Source organism: Flavihumibacter profundi (assembly GCF_020076305.1).
In the GTDB taxonomy this organism is placed as follows: domain Bacteria; phylum Bacteroidota; class Bacteroidia; order Chitinophagales; family Chitinophagaceae; genus Flavihumibacter; species Flavihumibacter profundi.
Genome location: NZ_JAIQXE010000001.1, coordinates 1,134,288 through 1,150,805, shown reverse-complemented (window position 1 = coordinate 1,150,805; position 16,518 = coordinate 1,134,288). Strand labels below are relative to the sequence as shown.

General features: G+C 44.8%; 12 protein-coding genes. 2 read left to right on the top strand and 10 right to left on the bottom strand.

Annotated features, from left to right (window positions below; translation table 11 throughout):
- Window positions 1-9 precede the first annotated feature (9 nt).
- From LAQ65_RS04865 to LAQ65_RS04830, 8 genes are all read right to left on the bottom strand, one after another.
- The gene (locus LAQ65_RS04865; RefSeq protein ID WP_224115816.1) at window positions 10-1,629 is read right to left on the bottom strand and encodes an isochorismatase family protein; all 1,620 of its coding nucleotides are present in this window, start codon (window positions 1,627-1,629) and stop codon (window positions 10-12) included.
- Window positions 1,630-1,661: 32 nt separating this feature from the next.
- Window positions 1,662-3,680 carry a beta-galactosidase trimerization domain-containing protein gene (locus LAQ65_RS04860; protein ID WP_224115815.1) on the bottom strand — a complete coding sequence of 673 codons (2,019 nt, stop codon included), beginning with the start codon at window positions 3,678-3,680 and terminating at the stop codon, window positions 1,662-1,664.
- A complete protein-coding gene (locus tag LAQ65_RS04855; protein ID WP_224115814.1) occupies window positions 3,661-4,599 on the bottom strand; it encodes a cysteine hydrolase family protein in 939 nt (312 codons plus the stop codon). The genes LAQ65_RS04860 and LAQ65_RS04855 overlap by 20 nt, the downstream gene beginning before the upstream one ends.
- The gene (locus tag LAQ65_RS04850; protein WP_224115813.1) at window positions 4,599-6,941 is read right to left on the bottom strand and encodes an alpha/beta hydrolase family protein; all 2,343 of its coding nucleotides are present in this window, start codon (window positions 6,939-6,941) and stop codon (window positions 4,599-4,601) included. Before LAQ65_RS04850 ends, LAQ65_RS04855 begins: the two co-directional genes overlap by 1 nt.
- A gap of 3 nt (window positions 6,942-6,944) precedes the next feature.
- Complete coding sequence (fucP, locus tag LAQ65_RS04845; RefSeq protein ID WP_224115812.1) at window positions 6,945-8,219, bottom strand: L-fucose:H+ symporter permease; 1,275 nt, start codon at window positions 8,217-8,219, stop codon at window positions 6,945-6,947.
- Window positions 8,220-8,226: 7 nt separating this feature from the next.
- The gene (locus LAQ65_RS04840) at window positions 8,227-9,273 is read right to left on the bottom strand and encodes an aldo/keto reductase (protein WP_224115811.1); all 1,047 of its coding nucleotides are present in this window, start codon (window positions 9,271-9,273) and stop codon (window positions 8,227-8,229) included.
- A 148-nt stretch (window positions 9,274-9,421) separates the two neighbouring features.
- Complete coding sequence (locus LAQ65_RS04835) at window positions 9,422-11,590, bottom strand: outer membrane protein assembly factor BamB family protein (RefSeq protein ID WP_224115810.1); 2,169 nt, start codon at window positions 11,588-11,590, stop codon at window positions 9,422-9,424.
- Window positions 11,591-11,604: 14 nt separating this feature from the next.
- A complete protein-coding gene (locus LAQ65_RS04830; protein WP_224115809.1) occupies window positions 11,605-13,107 on the bottom strand; it encodes a Gfo/Idh/MocA family protein in 1,503 nt (500 codons plus the stop codon).
- A 111-nt stretch (window positions 13,108-13,218) separates the two neighbouring features.
- Between LAQ65_RS04830 and LAQ65_RS04825 the strand changes: the two genes are divergently transcribed.
- A complete protein-coding gene (locus LAQ65_RS04825; protein ID WP_224115808.1) occupies window positions 13,219-13,776 on the top strand; it encodes a DUF1566 domain-containing protein in 558 nt (185 codons plus the stop codon).
- A 541-nt stretch (window positions 13,777-14,317) separates the two neighbouring features.
- Here the strand turns inward: LAQ65_RS04825 and LAQ65_RS04820 are convergent.
- Window positions 14,318-14,560, bottom strand: coding sequence for a hypothetical protein (locus tag LAQ65_RS04820; RefSeq protein WP_224115807.1), 243 nt, complete (start codon window positions 14,558-14,560; stop codon window positions 14,318-14,320).
- Window positions 14,561-14,803: 243 nt separating this feature from the next.
- Here LAQ65_RS04820 and LAQ65_RS04815 point away from each other — a divergent pair, with 243 nt between their 5' ends.
- Complete coding sequence (locus LAQ65_RS04815; RefSeq protein WP_224115806.1) at window positions 14,804-15,214, top strand: helix-turn-helix domain-containing protein; 411 nt, start codon at window positions 14,804-14,806, stop codon at window positions 15,212-15,214.
- Window positions 15,215-16,060: 846 nt separating this feature from the next.
- Here the strand turns inward: LAQ65_RS04815 and LAQ65_RS04810 are convergent.
- Window positions 16,061-16,516, bottom strand: coding sequence for a hypothetical protein (locus LAQ65_RS04810; RefSeq protein WP_224115805.1), 456 nt, complete (start codon window positions 16,514-16,516; stop codon window positions 16,061-16,063).
- Window positions 16,517-16,518 lie beyond the last annotated feature (2 nt).

Below are 16,518 nucleotides of genomic sequence, written 5' to 3'. Positions count from 1 at the left end.
CTGGTTAGTTTATTTTTTTTCGAGGAGGTAATCAACTGCATTTACCATCAGGTTCTTATAGCTTTCAATTTTCCAGTCATCCCAATGGCCAAGGGAAGTATACACCACTTTGCCTTTTTCCCGGTTATTAACCCATAGCACCGGCTGGACAGGTTCATTGGGTATTGTTCCCTGCAACAGGACCTGCATATTTTCTCCACGAAGCGGACGGTTAATATACAGCCAGGAGGGACTGACAAATCCCAGTGAATCAACACCCTTCAGCAAGGGGTGGCTTTCCATGCCGGGAACGATAGTGATGGCTGTTCCTTTCTGCAGGTGCCCGTAATGCCCCTGGTAATTGCCGCCCAGCACTTCCTTATCAAATTCAGGCCATTGGGCCAGCTGGTCAGATACCGGTACGTTTGAAGCAACCACACCGCCTCCTGACCTCGAAACATTTCCTTTGGCATCAAATGCATGGCTGGAAGTCCTTATAGCCAACAGGGGTTTTCCGGAGTTCATGTAATCTTTTACCAGCTGCATTTTCTCCGGCTCAAGCGCCCTGCGGCGAATGCAGGTAATTACGAGGTCAGCGTCTTCCAGGATCTGGAGGTTCTCAATATTATGCACCCCGGCGCCTTCAGCAATTGGCAATCCTACCGCATATTCACAGGTCACATTCCTGGTAAGCATTAATTCATGGCCGAATTCCGGGAAACGCTGGTTGGTGCGGTATTCATTCTCTGCGGTAATAAAAGCAATAACCTTTCGGGAATCATTTTTAAACCTGAATTGCTTTTGTCCTGTAAAATCGGTGGACAGCATCGTTGGACAAACAAACTTTTCTATATACTCTGCCATTAAACTGGTTCCGGTAAAGTGTGATACCCGGGGCCACTGCTTTGAATCATACATGACATCTGTGAGGTCACGCATCAGGACAACGTTCATGCCCAGCCGCTTCATGTTCCTCAAGCCAAAAGTCCGGCCGATAACACACATATTGGTATGGACACCCATCAGGATCACATTCTTAATCTTTTTCTGGTTGAAAAGCCCGGCCATCTCGGCGCCCGAATCACTGATCGCATCATTGTCCTTAATTTGAATGGCATCGATCTGGTGCGTCCAGGGGCTGCCCTGCTTGCATTCCGGAAAATCGTCACAACCTTCATCAGACTGGTCAATTGGCCATTGATTGCCTTTCTCCGTTACCAGGCTATCCTCACTGATGATCTGGCTTTGCGCTTTCTTGCTTTTATATTTTTGTGCGAGTTTCCTGCCAGGATAATCTTTATAATAGTTCATGCAGTCACTTGGCGCATGAACGATCAGCACACCCTTATTGCGGGCGATGGTGATCACATTATTGATCTCAGGCGCCATTTCAGCGACCCTTGCTGTAGCTCCCTTGCACCAGTGCTGCTGCCACATATCGCAGATGATGATGGCGGTCTCATTGGGATTCCATTCCTGGATGTCTGTAGTAATGACCATGGCGCCTTTTACAGAATCAGAGGGGATCCTCTTTTGCAGCGACATCCTCATTTTGGGTGGGGCGTCCTTTTTTTGTGCATCAGCAGGGTAAATAAAAAACTGTAATAAAAGCAGTAACAACAGCGAATAAAAAGGAACTCTTTTTTTCATCTTCTTTATGTTTTGTTTTTCACCAAATGAATTTAATCTAATACGACAGCGGCGTAATCATTATCATTTTTCACGGTAATGATGATGGACTCATTGGTATATTCTATGTGTAAATTTTTTAAGTTGGCCGGATATGTTGAAGTGGATTTTGTAGCCGGGCAGTATTTTTTATCAATCCTCAAAAAATATTCACCTTTATCTAACAGGTGCAGTATCCATTCATTTTTACCTGTTTTTTTGGACAATATTGCCATCCGTAATGGGTCATCATTTTTAACAGGGGAGAGGACCCCTGCATAATTGAGGACAGCGGCAGTCACTTCCGGCATTTGCGAAGAAGATACATAGTAAAATACACCTTTCCCAAATTGGTTAACCTGGACTAACGGTTGCCTGGTATCATTGGGTATCTGAATAAAACTGATGGTCTGGCCAGACTTTGTGGCAACCGGCGTAAAAGGTTTTTCTATTGTATAGAGATTGGCTGGTAAAATTCCATCCTTGAGGATATCACCAGGAATGTTTTTATCAGAAATAACTTTTTTAATAGCCTCCGGCTTTTCTTTCCTGGTTACACCCATCAATTCACCCAGCGCGAAATCAGGTAATGGGTTGCCCTCAGCATTATAAGAAAGGGCGTCGCCTGTTATGATAACATGTCCTCCTTTTTCTGCAAAATTTTTAACAACAGCAAGTTGCTCATCTGAAAACCCCGAGGTCTCCGGAATAACCAGGGCCTTATAAGGTTCCAAAGGCGTTTTTGGGAGATTCTGGGCAGAAATAAAACGAACCGGGTTACCTGAAGCCAGGAGTGGTTCGGTGATATCACGAAGCGCTTTCATGTAGTCCGCACGATTGTAATCATCATAATGGTAACGGGTTTGCTCATTGTAGATTATGGCGATGTTCGTAACCGGTTTTGTGTCCTTAAAATATTCTTCAGCATCCCTAACCTGGGCATAAAATTTCGCCAGGTCATTTTCAAGCCATTGTTTATTTATTTTATCATCTACAGGTAATCCAGTTTTATCATCAGTAAAGAAATATGAATAACATTTGCCACCCAATGCCAGGCATTTCCAACGTGTTTTGGGATTCTCAATAACTTTCCCGGTAATTATGCCTTCCTTTTCAAATACCCCATTTAAGAAAAGTTCCCGGAAAGGATTAGCAAATTCCAGGTAGGCCATATCCACTGAATTTACATCAGTGATATCAGCATAGTCAGTGCCGTCATACCAATTTTGCCATACCGGTACAGATGGTTTAACTGACTTACAAACCTGGTACAGGTCCTTCACTATACGCCTGATACTTTCGAGGCGGAATTTTTGCCGGTGCTGCCAATCTGGCCATTCCACCGGCATAGGTTCATGGTACATTTCTGCATATAATTTTTGGCAACCTGCACACCTGCACTTTGATTGCTGGTCAAGTATGTCGTACCGCAGGCCATCAACAGGGTAATTGCCAAGGACTTCCCTCGATAACTCCATTATGTGATCACGGTACGGTGAATTAAGGCAAATAAGGGGATGTACACTATCTCCGCCCGGGTATTCTGTATATTCAGGATGAGCCATGGAGTATTTTTTCTGCCATCCAATACAGATATAGCCAAATCCTGAAATTTTCCTTTTGTGTAATTCTTTAAGTGTTTCGCCAAAGAAGTCGCCTTTCATACCGGGATAAACATTTGTTTCTTTTGTCTGGCGATAAGTTGCATAACCCGATTCAGGAACTGCCAGGAGCAGGGCTGCATCAAGGTTTATTTTTTCGCAAAAGTCGGCATACTTAACAGGATCCGTTTCGGAAAGAAAAGTAGCAAAAACGGAGTCGGGAGGGAATACTGTATTATTGGTGGTCCTTACATTTGAGTTGGTCTCTAAACATATTTGCCGGAAACATTTTGCCGGTCCCTTGGGTACATATGCCATTACCTCCTCATGGGTAAACAAAGGTTTTTCATCATGCTTGCAAGCGTTGCAAAACAAAGTGATGAAAGCTATAAAGCCATACTGGAATTTATTTTTAAAAAGTAAAAAGTTCATTAGATTTTATTGAAGGGGCTATATATTTTTTCAGATGTTCCAAAACCATTTTATCTCCTTTTTCAGGGGTGAAGGAAGGGTCTGTTTTTTTAGTATCGGGATTATAGCCATTTCCGGAAATAGAGATCATGATGTCTTCAATGTATATGCATTTTAGTCCCCGGTTAGCCATATTTATGGTTGATGTTTCACGCGAACTTGTGAGGCACATATTGCCCGCACCACCCATATACAGCAAATGGGTATAGCCCCTGGCTTTGCAGATATTGACCAGTTCAGGTCTATTATTGCCCTCCACAATAAGGTCACTAGCTTCAATAACCAGGTCTTTATTTTGCCGGGTCCAAACGTTTTCCATTTTGCAATCCCTTTTTTTGCATTCGCAACCACCCGTGGATTCAAAGGGCGGCAAAGGAGGATAACCTGCATAGGCCTGGCCAGCAATATTCCTTGCCTCGTATATGCTTCCTTCAAAATAGCTTTTTTTGTTTTTGGTATATTCCGCCCTTTCTTTTGTTCCCATATTTTTTAATTCATCTACTGAAGGAAATATAAATTCCCCGGTAGCAGGCATGGCAAGAACCGCTTTTCTTTGCGGATAGTCTTTGTAAAAATCAGCAACTGCCGAGGGGGAAAATATGACCTGGATACCTGATTTTCTGGCAGCAGCCAGCGCGGCATTCATTTTTGGGATCATGGCAGCACCACGCGCCGTCCAGGACTTGCACCAATGTTTATCCCACATGTCCATAACGATAATAGCAACTTTATCGCAGGCAACATTTTCGGTTGCGTGTTGCAGATGGCTTGTTTTGGGATCAATCCGTTCAAGCCGAAGGGTTATGCTTTTCGTTTGTTCCCGGGAATGGAAAATGGAAGCTATGGAAACCAGTATCAATAAAATATATTTTGAGCCCATTATTGGTGAATTTTTTTTAAATGCCTGTCAAGGAATTCGAAACTGCCAACGCCGTGTATCGTATGCGGACCTTTAAAATGCTCGATGGCAGTGTTTTCCGGGATGCCCAGTTCTGCATAATGCCGGCGTACTTTAGCATACTCAAAGTCCACCCATTCATCAATCGAAACACCATCATCATGGCCGCGTTCCACCATAAATGGGCGAGGGGCTATCAATGTCGCCATTTCAGCGTAATTGAATGTATGCCCAAGATCCCATTCGGGCATATCGTATTCTCCCAAAAACAGGTAACTCAGCGGATAATCGATGGTTGAATTTTTGATGATCCATTCATTGAAATCGGCTGAACAAATTGATAAGCAATAGCCTTCAACCAGTGCAGGTACACGCATGGCCGTTTTGCCGCCATAGGATAAACCATAAAAACCGATCCTTGCCGGGTCAACGAAGGACTGTTGCCCCAGCCATTCAACAATACGGCGGTGCTGGCTGGTAATAATGGAGAAAAGGGTCAGCCCGACAGGATTGGCTTTTCTTTGCAATACCCTGAATTTATCTTCGCCCCGGTAGTAATTGTGGGGGGCAAAAGTTACATATCCTCTCTCTGCCAGTTTTGCCGCAAAGCTTTTATAATAACCATACGCATCAGAGCTGGTATCTGTGGTTAGCACATCTGAAGGAAGTCCCTCGAGGCCATGCTGGCATACAACAACGGGCCTTTTTTCACCTGGTTTGATGCCCTTTGGGATAAGGAGGATTCCCCAGGCAAATACATCGGGCGCATAAACATCAAGGGTGATTTCATAGCTTGTCCATTTGTCCGTTTCCTGCAGCAGCCTTGCCTTTGGGTTTGCCGGAATAGATGGTGTTGGTAGTTCACCCAGCACTTGCCCCAGTTCTTTACGGTGTGCTGCTTTAATGGGTTGCTGTGCCGGTATATCACCTTTGAGCGTCTGCCAGAAATTTTCATCCCTGCTCCGATAGCAGGTATCCACCACCCGTTGAACATGCGCTTCCATTTCCCTTACAGTGCGTTCCTGTCTTTGTTCGGCGTCAACCCATTCGTTGGGTTTTAGTGGTATTAATATTGCTGCTGGCTTAACAGGCAATTCAACCTGCAATGCTTTCATGAAATCTTTTAGTGCGGTTGCAGACAATGGGCTGCCTGCAACATTGCCGGGCTTCGCTGCCACCCAAAGAAGGTGATTGCGCCCATCCGGGACTATGGCTTTTGCCCTGTCCCATTCCGCCTTAGCGCTTTGTAGTACCGGCGTTGTAATTATACCGGGAGCACCACCCGAACGATTAGCTGAAGGAGCGGGCGGACCAGTCACTTCAGGGCCCCTGGCATATTCCACGATTAGTTTCCTGGGCCAGGCCATCACCGCAATTTCAGCATCACCAAAATGATTCAGCAGCCCGAATACATTTCGGTAGATGGGTTCCTGCCAGAGTTGTTCCCGGCTATCAAAATAACCGCTTACCAATGTTGCAGATATTCGTTGGTCCAGTGCCGCCGCATACAATGCCAGCAATCCACCTTCACCATGACCTGCTACACCGATCTGTACTTTATTTCCTTCCAGGGAATTTTCTGACTCCAGCCAGTCAATGGCTGAAAATATTTTCTGCAATTCGTAGCCGATCACATGGCGGCCTACTTCATAAGCCTGTCGGTAGATCCATTCCCGGTGTGGCTGGTTGGTAAACCGGTTCAGCGATTTGCTGCCAGAATATCGGTCATCACGGCTGACCAATGCGGGAATGATTACTTCACAGCCTGCATTGGCTAATTCCTGTGCTGCGCCGAATCCGGCGTCATTGGCTTGCTGAAGCCCGGCCAAAACTTCGGGCTGTACATCAGCATCGGGGACCATTACAATTCGTGCAAGGATTTTGCCTTTGGGCTTCAGCAGGATCCCTTCCGCTGATAATCCATCCAGTACCTGCCAGCGTACGGCAGTTATCCTGCAACGGGGTAGCTCAACCGAATATGGTTTCAATCCCGCTGCATGTAGATTTGTCAGCAGCTGCACCTGTGGTGCAACCCGTTCTTCCACAACGCCAAGGCGGCGGGCCAATAAATTGCGTTCTGCCGTTATTGATTTTTGAAATGCTGCACCAGAAGAAAAATCCCTTTTCCATACACCGGACCGTAATTGCTTCACCCGCTCTGTTTCACGGGTTAAAAAATGATCCGCACCGTCCACCATCTTTGCGGAGAAATCAGTCTTTTCGGTCAGCGGGGTATAGCTGAACGGAAAACTGGCCTGGCCTGCTGCTGTAAGCGACAGGATAAACGAAAAAAATAGCGTATTTAAAAAATGTTGTGCTTTCAAAATTTACAGTCCATATAGTGGTCCGGCTGGTTTAGAGCCGATGAATGAATAATAGAGGATCACGAAATAGGAAAACAAGGGTATCACCATGGCAGGGGCAATTGCATGGGTCCTGTCTGCAATCAATCCCATGAAAGGTGTGAGGACAGCCCCACCGATTAAACTCATCACCAGGAAGGATGCACCCAGCTTTGCATTGGGACCAAGCCCTTTTACCCCTGAAGCAAAAATTGTAGGATACATAACGGACATGAAAAAGCTGGTGCAGAAAATAGCCCAGATACCGATCCAGCCCGGGAATAGTATGCCAACCGAAACAAGGCAAATATTGGCGATGGCATAGAAACCCATTAGCCGGGTTGGTTTAATGTATTTCATAAAGAATGTCGAAGAAAAACGGCCCGCCATAAATGCTGCCAAAGTTCCCACCAGGAAACCTCCCGCCATCTTTTCCCTTAAGGCGCCATTCTCTTTTACATATTGTATGAAGAAACTCCAGGTACCCAGTTGCGCGCCTAAATAAAAGAACTGCGCCATGATCGCTTTATACCAATGCGGGTATTTTTTTAATTCCCTGAAACTGCCTTTTACTATGGGTTCACCTTTTGTTTCCTGTTGTGGGAATTTTACCCTTGATAGTATAAAGGCAAATACCAGGACAACAATCCCAAGAGTAATATATGGCGGACCAACACGCATGGTCTCTTCAGCAAGGTAGGCTTTGTAAGTGCCGGCTGTTTTCATTTCTGCTACCTGTTCCGGGCTCAATTCTTTTCCGGAGAAAATAAATATGGTACCGATAGCAACGCCCGTCATGGCACCGATAGGATTGAATGCCTGTGCCAGGTTTAAGCGCCGTTCCGACAAATTGGGATCGCCCAGGCTAACAATCAGGGAATTGGCGCCCAACTCCAGGAATGCCAGTCCGCTGGCAATTACAAACAACGCCCCCAGGAAGAAAATATATTTACCGGCAACAGCTGCGGGCCAGAATAAAAAGCAGCCTAATGCAAATAAAATGAGCCCGGTTACAAGCCCGTGTTTATAACCGAAGCGTTGCATGAACAGTCCTGCTGGCAGTGCGAATGTAAAATAGCCGAGCTTGAATGCAGATTGTATCAGGCCGGCTTTTAACCGCGACAATTCCAGCGATTTCATGAAATGCGAAATCAGCACATCATTCATGGTGTTGGGAAGGGCCCATAAAAAAAATAAACAGGTGACCAGTGAAAAGGTCAGTAAATACCCGGGACTAATCAGTGCGTTTTTATTTTTCATACCATGATTAAAAAATTCTGCTGTTTGCAGGACTTTCGTAGTAATCGGGACTGGGCCCTAATTTGGTTAAAAGCGTTTGGCTGATCCTGTCAATTTCTGCTACAACATCTTTTGATAGTTCTATTGAACAGGCTGCTACATTTGTTTTTAATTGGTCAATTGTTCTTGACCCCACAAGTGTAGAAGCTATGAATGGCTTTGCCATTATCCAGGCTATTGAAACTTGGGTCATGTTGATCTGCAGTTCTTCAGATAGCACCCTTAATTCATCGAGGATTTTAAATACCTCAGCTTCCTCACCGGTTCCGCCATGCCTTGATGTGCCATTCCCCCTTTGGTTGGCAAAATGACGGGAGTGTGCCTGGTTGTAGGGAACCTCACCTGCTGATCTATATTTCCCGGTTAATAGTCCCTGTTGCAAACCCATTGAGCCGATCAGGCTTATTTTTTCCTGTAGGCAGAAAGGGGCAACCTCCAGCTCAATAGCCCGCGACAGGATATTATAGGGCATTTCATTCACGTCAACCTGTACTGCAGTATCAACTGCCTCTTTCATTTGGGTTACCCCGAAATTGCTGATCCCTATTGAGCGGATAAGCCCTGCTTTCTTCAGTTCGTTCAATTGGTTAAAAACAGCTGCTGCAGTTGGTGGGTTATTAATTATACCGGTATCTTTTGTAAAGTGTTTGAGGGAGTGTGCATGCAATGGCCAGTGCACCATGTAAATATCAATGTAGTCGGTTTTTAAACGCTGGAGGCTTTCTTCACAATGCTTGCGGACATTCCTGCAATTCGATGGACTGATCTTTGAACAAATAACAATTTTGGGCCTGTATCCCTGTATGGCAAGTCCAAGTGATTTTTCACTCTCGCCGCCATTATACAGTTCTGCTGTATCAAAACAGTTAATGCCCATGTCAATGGCTGCGTGCACCACTTCATCAACATCTTTCTGGGACTGGTTACCCCAGTAGGCGCCCCCTCCGAATGACCAGCAACCAATGGTCATTGGGGAAATAGCAATACCTGATTTTCCTAGTTTTATTAGCTCCATGATTTATGCAATGGCAATTGGATTGCAACTGAACTAAAATTAAATATATTGGTACCATACCAGTGATGGTAAATTGACAAATGATAATGCTATTATTTCCAGTTTGATAACTGCAAAAAACAGCAGGGTAGAAGGACCGCAGCGATATTTATTTACCGGGCAAAGCAAAGGCTACATAGGAATCGCCGGACTTGCCGCCCCATTTAGAACCGCCGCAGGCAATGACAACAAATTGTTTTCCCTGCACTTCATAAACTGCAGGTGTTGCAATGCCAGGTGCCGGTAGATCCGTTTCCCATAATAAGGCGCCTGTCCGTTTATTGAAGGCCCTGAATTTTCCATCGGCTGTAGCCGCTATGAAAAGGACACCGCCGGCTGTAACCAGGGGACCGCCATAATTTTCGCGGCCTGTTGTGGGTATGCCCTTATCCTTTAACTCCTTGAATTCACCAAAGGGAATTTTCCATACAAGGTCACCGGTATTTAAATTGATTGCATTTAAGGTGCCCCAGGGCGGACTGATTGCTGGATAACCTTCTTTGGTGAGGAATTTATTGTACCCGGTAAAATTATAGGCTGAAGCCATGGGCTTTTTGATATTCTGCACTGACCCGGTATAGGTTTTATCCTGTTCGGATTTGATATCCAGGATGAAAGAAGCTATCGCATTTTTTTCTTCTTTCGACAGGTTATTAAAGCCCGGCATCATCCTTCTGCCGGTGGAAAGCAGTTCAAGTAATTGCAGCGCGTTGTATTTTTTTTCAGCGCCAATAATTGACGGATAATCCCCGCCACCCGACCGGTCCGGTGCATGGCAGCCCATACAATACTGTGTGTACAATGCTTTGCCTGCTTCTATATTGGTGCGGATTTTTGTCGTGTCCGGTTTGTTCACAACCATGTTCAATACCCAGGCCATTTCATTGGCATTTACATACATTAAATTCGTTGCCGGATCCACAGCCGGTCCGCCCCATTCGCCACCGCCATCATAGCCAGGTAAAATAACTGTGCCTTCCACAGACGGCGGGGTAAACATATTGCCCGAACGATAATTTTTATAGCGGCCCTTTATCTCCTGGTAGGTAGAATCACCCAGCACCGGGTTCAGTTCGTTTTCGGTAAACACCTGCCGCACGAATGGTTTGGGCAGCACAGGCATAGGTTGCGTGGGCCATAGCTTTTCCCCTTTCAGGGGACTGATTGCAGCAACAGGCCTTTCTTCTATGGGAAAAATCGGTTTGCCGGTTTCCCTTTCAAACATAAACACAAAACCTGTCTTTGTGGTTTGTGCAACAGCATCGATTGATTTTCCATTGTGCATCACCGTAATAAGCGCCGGAGGAGCCGGTAAATCCATATCCCATACATCATGGTGGACCGTCTGGAAATGCCATAGTAATTTCCCGGTGGCTGCGTCCAGGGCAACCAGGCAATTGCCGTAGAGCCCTTGCCCGAGCCTGTTGCCACCATAAAAATCATTGGTAGGATTGCCGGTAGGTGCGAACAGGATTCCCCTTTTTACATCCAGGCTAAATCCCGCCCAACTATTTGTGGAACCTAAATATTTATAAGCGGTTGTGTCTTCCCAGGTTTCAAAACCGGGTTCACCGGGATAGGGGATGGTATGGAAGATCCATTTTTGTTTCCCGGTCTTTATATCGAATGCGCGGATATGCCCGGGGGTTTCATCCCCAACCAGTCCGCTCAGGAAAAACAGGTCCTTATAAACAGTAACCGGGGAAGTAGGCGCAACAAAGGTTTCATATTCATTCCTGTCAAGCCCAAGGTTAAGGTTAATACCGCCATCCTTGCCAAAAGAGGGGATGAGCTTACCGGTAATGGCATTAACCGCGTACGCGACGGAACCAACAGTATAGATTATACGCCTGTCATTTCCTTCTTCCCAATAAGCGACACCGCGGTTCATATTAACACTCTTCCGGTGCCAGGTTTTATTGGCAATGGAATCAGCCGGATCGAAATGCCACTGTTCCTTACCGGTAGCTGCATCAAGGGCGAATAGTTTCATTTTCGGTGAAACCCCGTATAAGGTATTTCCAATAATAATAGGATTGGTTTCGATAGTGCCAAATCTTGTACTGTCCCCATTTTCGGAATGATAGGTCCAGGCCGGCTGCAATTGCTGTACATTTCCGGTATCGATCTCCGTTAGCGTTGAATAGTGGATCGACTCGTTGGTGCCCCCTGCAACCCGCCATTCGCTGAAACGCTGATTGTCCTCAGCAGGATGGCAGGCATAAACACAGCTCAGCAAAAGAGCGGCAATAACCTGCTGGTATTTTTTATATAGCATGTAGGTTGGTTAATTTAAAGCGCAAGGGTACCCCAGCCCTGCCTGTATTCGCGTTTGATGAACTGGTTAGCCGGATCAAAATTGGTGACCCGCATGTTCTCGCCGTCCCATTTAAGCGCCTTATACCTTCCGCTGAATTTATATCCTTCGGCGTTTCCATAAACGGGATCGTTTTTTTGTATTTTTTCACGGATGTTGAAACTGCGCAGCAAGAGGTTGCCGAGCAAAACTGTTTCAGTAAGCGGACCGGCATAACCCACAAAAGGGGAGTCCACTTCCAGTTTGCCATAACCGGCAATGCTGGCATCAATCCATTGCCACCAGTGGCCGTCCATGCCGCCAAAGACGCGCGGATATTTTGCTGGAATGTTTACGCTGCTATTCAATGAAAGCGGCAGCAGCCTCGGATTATTACCGCCCCAGCCGCAGGAAACTTTTCCCTTGGTGCCAATAAACAAAGTGCCTCCTTCAAAGTCATGTTCATTAGGCCAGTCGCCCAATGCCACATTAAAATTTTCATCAGGATCCAGTTCCTTAATGCGTTCGGGGGTTATGCCGCCGTCCATCCAATACAGGTCGAGGTCCTTCCCATTCTGCTGTTTGAAGGAAAATTTCAGTGAGCTGGAAACGGGACCGCTATCGGGATAAACGCCTTCTGTAAAAATGCCGCTGTAGACCGTGCTGGCGCTGCCGGAAATTTCGGTAGGGTAGCCCAGGCCGAGCAGCCTGAATGGAGGCCCGATGATATGACAGCCCATATCGCCCAGGGCACCTGTGCCAAACTGCCACCAGCCCCGCCAGTTAAAAGGAGTGAGGTTGTCAATGTAATTAACCTGTTTGGCGGTACCCAGGAAAAGGTCCCAGTGAAGCCCTTTAGGAACCGGTGGTTTCGTTTTAGGCCAGGGTATTCCCTGGGGCCATACCGGCCTGTCCGTCCAGCAAAAAACCTTTTCAATATCGCCGATAAGTCCCGCTTCAAACCATTCCCGCATGGTACGCATACCATCGCTGGAAGCGCCCTGGTCGCCCATTTGGGTAACCACCTGGTATTTTTTAGCCGCCTGGGTTAAAATGCGTGCTTCATAAATATCATGGGTGAGGGGTTTCTGGAGGTATAAATGTTTGTTCAGCTGCATGGCACCGAGGCCAACAACCGCATGGTTATGATCAGGGATGGCCACCGTAACCGCGTCGAAATGCTTGTGTTCTTTATCATACATTTCGCGCCAGTCGTTATAATATTTAGCCCTTGGGAATTCCTTGCGGCGGTCAGCAGCTTCCCGGTCGTCAACATCACAGAGGAAAGCGATCTCTGCATTTTTTTTGGGAGCAGTGGCAAAATGGCGGATATCATTCACGCCTTCGCCGCCGCAGCCCACTGCAGCAATGTATAATTTGTCGCTGGGCGCAACAAAGCCTTTCCCGCCCAGGACAAAACGCGGAAGAATATAGAACCCGGCAGTTGCCAGTGCGGTTTTCTTAATGAAATCACCGCGATTGATCAGTTTTTTCTTCATAATAGTTGAGGTTAACTTCCCTGTTGATGGTTAATTTACGATACATGTTTTGTATTCCGGCAAACCAGTTAGAAATTTGACTATATTCAGAAAAGGAACACCCCTTTAAAAATGAAACCCATCCAATTTCTTTTATACCTTTTGTTACCCGTCGTAACAATCCATGCACCAGTCATTTCCAACAGTGGCCACTATATTGGGGAGCACTATGGCGGGGGCATAGTATTTTATGTAGATGATAAGGGCCAACATGGACTGATAGCCGCGACAGCGGACCAAAATCAGGGTATAACCTGGTACAATGGCTTGACGAGGCTGGCTGGCACGCCAGCAGATGGATTGGGGGCAGGTGCAAAGAACACCGAAGCCATCGTCAGCAAGCTGCTGCCTGATGATGAAAAGGGGAATTTTGCAGCAAGGTCCTGTGCCGATTATTCGGTAAAGCAAGGCGGTATTACCTATGACGACTGGTTTTTACCGTCTAAATTTGAACTCAATTTACTCTACCAGCAAAAAAAGCGGGTAGGCGGTTTTACATACGGGAGTTACTGGAGTTCCACAGAATACAAAACAAACAGTGTCTGGATCCAGGGCTTTGGTGATGGGCAGCAACGGGTCAGCAATTCAGAAGCCTATGCAAATGCTGTGCGGGCGGTAAGGGCTTTTTAGCAATAGCAGCTTCAGCTTTGGGCCTGGTTTACGCTTAGGCATATCCGGTGGATTGATGAAATCTTCCGCTGCAACCAATTTACAGTCCCAACAGCCAGGAACTTTATTTAGCATTGATTGAGGCGGTGCATGATAGTTACAAAATTTCCAAAAGAGAAAAAACGGGAGCGAAAAAGGAAAATCCGGGAGCGATTTTCCGATTGCTGCAGCGGCTTTTTTTTAAAGCCGCTTTGTTTTTTGGGGGTAGTGAAATGGAGATTATTACCTGATCAATGCAGATTATTACCATATTTTGCCAGATTGTTAAAAAAACTTGGTGGCTAATTTTCGGGGAGGTATAATTATAGCAAAATTTTTTATGAAAAATAACTACGTACTATTGAAAGAAAAAAGCACCCAGCACAGAATTAATATGAGGTATTCTTCAACACCGCAAATAGGGAACGATCCATTCAGCAGGGTAACCATAGGGAAAGAGCCGGGATAGTGCCGTGAATTTGCCTAAAAACTGATAACAAAGCGCCGCAATAAGCCTCCAGACCTACGCAAAACCTAGTAGAAACTGCCTGAAAAGTGCTAAAAAACCTAGCCAAAACTGCGCCAACTGCAACGCTATACCTGCGCCAACGACAAGTGCTGTGTCATCAAATGGTCTTTTATCTCCGTTTTTTTCCGGATACCCGGTTGCTGATTTTTTAAGCCAATTCCTAACATGAAAACTAATCCAGATGGTAAAAACCAATCGAAATTTCATTGAAAAGCCGTTCTTGATTGTTCTGGCCATTGTGCATGGTTTTCTTAGGTTAGGAAAATTGATGATGAAATCGGGCAAATCCGGAAAGCCGGAAGGCGTTGACACAGAACCTGGAAGTGGATGAAGCTAGGATGAAGCTAGGATCAAGCTAGGATGAAGCCGGGATTTCAGCGAGATAAAGGTCAAATTCCAGCTCCTGGAGGAGGAAGTTGGTTATAATCTTTTGCCATCTCTGTCCAAAGCAAAATTATCCCTGATGAAAATATCCAATAAATGAATAACCATACCCTATTTGCTACTTTTGAAGTATCAATAATGCTTTTAACTATGAAGCAGGAACTATCCGACATGCTGTTACTGGCCAGAAAAAGTAAGAGGATTTCACAGCAAGACCTGGCCAAGCTGGTAAAAGTGCATTTCACCAATGTAGGGAAGTACGAACGTGGGGAAGCCACTCCGGCCTCAGATATTTTAAACAGAATATCAAAAGCCCTGGAAGTATCTCCGGATTATTTACTCAATGGCACCCTTCAGGACAAATCTGCTGAAGCCATTAGCGACGAAGAACTGCTCTCGCAGTTCCGGAAAATTGAAAAACTGCCAGCAGAAAAGAAGAAACTCGTCAAAGAGTTTCTGGATGCATTTATTTTCAAAGCCGATCTGCAAAAAAAATTGGCATCTTAAAATAAATACTCAAAAATTCTATGGCTATTTTTATATTAATACCTGTCCTGTTTATTCTCTTATCTATCACTTCCTATTTGTACGCTACAAAAAAAATCAATACTATCATTCGACAAAAATTAGCGAAAAAAGGATGTAGGTTAATCTCCTTCAAAAAGACCTCTAAAACATTTATTTTACGTGAACCCCAACATGGATTATGGGAAAAATTTACAACGATGGATAACTCAATGGCTCGATCGGAGTATTTCCTGGAAGTGGTTTTCGAAAAAGAAAAACAAATTTTCACTACGCTGGCTTCCGTAAGAAGTACATTTTTTATCCAATATGAAATCGAATTTGAATTCGACTTAAATAAACCAACAATTAGCTAGGTCGATTACTTAAACATAATGCTGAACATTATCTCCTTGTTAACGTCCCTGAATTTTTCTAACTGGTTTTCTTTTACAAAGAAGGAGGCCAAATATGAGATACCTTTCCACCTCAATAAAACTTGATCAGACAACCAAAGACACCGGAAGCTTCGGATTTCATTTTTATTTCAGATGTATTATCGACACAGTTATCTAGTAAACTCAAAATTATATTTGATAATTTATTTATTGCCAATCGGGCCATAACAAACCAGCACCCGGTATTCCGTTGATATCGCTGCCGTAAAGTGCTGGCAGTTGGACATAACCCATTGAACACATACAGCACTACTAATTATAACTGGTCATAATGGTAATTGTAAACTTTCTTATGCCCGAGATTTGGCAGGCCAGTAACCCTTAAACCCAAAAAAGAAAAGAGGCCGCTTCAGATTTTTTTAGACGGCCTCTGTTTAAGTTGCTGAAAGACTCAGGCTTTTTTTTTCTTCTTTTTTTTACATGTAGCTAAAGTTGATGGGGTATAGCAGAGACCTTTAAAATCTTCACATATAAACAAGTCCCATATCACTTCCCCACCTTCCAATTTTACAATAATGTCATTGTATTTTACGCCTCCGATATGCCGTTTGCTGGAAGTATGTTTAAGAAGAGATTCTACTTTCAAATCATAAAATTGTCCCTTTAAAATAGTCTTGCAATCATTAAATATTTCCTTTTTTGAAACAATCTTTATAATCGAATCGTTTCGTTTAGCATAAATAAGGTATACCGATTGGACAGAGTCAATGTTCCAAATTTCAAACTTGTATCCAGTATCTATATTTCTACTGGATACAACTATACTATCCTGCTTTTCTCTTGATTGTGCTATGTCATTCTGAGCAAATAAAAAATATATTGCGAAGAAAAAAAACAGAATTTTCATTA

Excerpts from the sequence above, each read along its gene's own strand:
- LAQ65_RS04840 (WP_224115811.1), bottom strand. The coding sequence starts at position 9,273 with ATGGAGCTAATAAAACTAGGAAAATCAGGTATTGCTATTTCCCCAATG.
- LAQ65_RS04830 (WP_224115809.1), bottom strand. The coding sequence starts at position 13,107 with ATGAAGAAAAAACTGATCAATCGCGGTGATTTCATTAAGAAAACCGCA.
- LAQ65_RS04855 (WP_224115814.1), bottom strand. The coding sequence starts at position 4,599 with ATGGGCTCAAAATATATTTTATTGATACTGGTTTCCATAGCTTCCATT.
- LAQ65_RS04825 (WP_224115808.1), top strand. The coding sequence starts at position 13,219 with ATGAAACCCATCCAATTTCTTTTATACCTTTTGTTACCCGTCGTAACA.
- fucP (WP_224115812.1), bottom strand. The coding sequence starts at position 8,219 with ATGAAAAATAAAAACGCACTGATTAGTCCCGGGTATTTACTGACCTTT.
- LAQ65_RS04820 (WP_224115807.1), bottom strand. The coding sequence starts at position 14,560 with ATGGCCAGAACAATCAAGAACGGCTTTTCAATGAAATTTCGATTGGTT.
- LAQ65_RS04810 (WP_224115805.1), bottom strand. The coding sequence starts at position 16,516 with ATGAAAATTCTGTTTTTTTTCTTCGCAATATATTTTTTATTTGCTCAG.
- LAQ65_RS04815 (WP_224115806.1), top strand. The coding sequence starts at position 14,804 with ATGAATAACCATACCCTATTTGCTACTTTTGAAGTATCAATAATGCTT.
- LAQ65_RS04835 (WP_224115810.1), bottom strand. The coding sequence starts at position 11,590 with ATGCTATATAAAAAATACCAGCAGGTTATTGCCGCTCTTTTGCTGAGC.
- LAQ65_RS04865 (WP_224115816.1), bottom strand. The coding sequence starts at position 1,629 with ATGAAAAAAAGAGTTCCTTTTTATTCGCTGTTGTTACTGCTTTTATTA.
- LAQ65_RS04860 (WP_224115815.1), bottom strand. The coding sequence starts at position 3,680 with ATGAACTTTTTACTTTTTAAAAATAAATTCCAGTATGGCTTTATAGCT.